Source organism: Mesorhizobium sp. M2A.F.Ca.ET.037.01.1.1 (genome assembly GCF_003998075.1).
Taxonomy (GTDB): domain Bacteria; phylum Pseudomonadota; class Alphaproteobacteria; order Rhizobiales; family Rhizobiaceae; genus Mesorhizobium.
Genome location: NZ_RZSA01001479.1, coordinates 1 through 1,070 on the forward strand (window position 1 = coordinate 1; position 1,070 = coordinate 1,070).

Genomic DNA, 1,070 nt, shown 5'->3' on the forward strand with positions numbered 1-1,070 from the left:
CTTGCGGATATGGATGACGCCGTCATCCACCGTCGCGCCCTCGACGGCCGTCCAGGTGACAGGCTGGCCGCCTGCGCCCACCAGGCCAAAGGCCAAAGGAATGTGCATCAGCCGCTTGCGGCTTTCCGACGGCGTCGGCGGCACCGACTGCTCGATCTCCAGCGTGAACTCCCTGGCCGCCGCATTGTGCGTGGAGCTCACCGTCAGGTTCGGCGTGCCGGCCTGATGGTACCAGAGCGCGAATTGCGCGAGGTCTCTGCCAGAGACGTCCTCGAAGACTTTCAAGAAGTCCTCGATCGTCGCGGCCTCGCCGTCATGCCGCTCGAAATAGAGGTCCATGCCGGCACGGAAGAGTTCCGGCCCGAGGATGGTGCGGATCATGCGCACCACTTCGGAACCTTTCTCGTAGACGGTCGCCGTGTAGAAATTGTTGATCTCGCGGTAGCGCCGCGGCCTGACCGGATGCGCCAGCGGCCCCTGGTCTTCCGGGAATTGATGCGCGCGCAGCGTGCGCACCTCGGCGATGCGCTTCACCGCCCGCGAGCGCTGGTCGGCGGAGTATTCGTGGTCGCGGTAAACGGTCAGCCCTTCCTTTAGGCAGAGCTGGAACCAGTCTCGGCAAGTGATTCTGTTGCCTGTCCAATTGTGGAAATACTCATGCGCGATGATCGCCTCGATATTGGCGAAGTCGGCATCCGTCGCGGTCTCCTCGTCGGCCAGCACATATTTGTCGTTGAAGACGTTGAGGCCCTTGTTCTCCATCGCGCCCATGTTGAAGTCGGACACGGCCACGATGTTGAAGACGTCGAGGTCGTATTCGCGGCCGAAGGCGTCCTCGTCCCATTTCATCGAGCGCTTCAGCGCGTCCATCGCATAGCCGGCAAGCCGCTCCTTGCCGGGCTCGACATAGATGCCGAGCTCGACCTCGCGGCCGGACATGGTGGTGAAGCTGCCCGCCACCCTGCCGAGCGCGCCCGCCACCAGCGCGAAAAGGTAGGAAGGCTTAGGGAAGGGGTCGTGCCAGACCGCGTAGTGCCGGCCATTAGCGAGCGCGCCGCGCTCGACGGGGT

Annotated in this window: 1 protein-coding gene; it reads right to left on the reverse strand. The window is 63.8% G+C overall.

Going from position 1 to position 1,070, the window contains the following annotated elements; genetic code table 11:
* Window positions 1-1,070, reverse strand: a 1,070-nt coding sequence (locus EOA27_RS37730) for a DUF3458 domain-containing protein (protein WP_127258877.1), incomplete at both ends; no start/stop codon positions are given.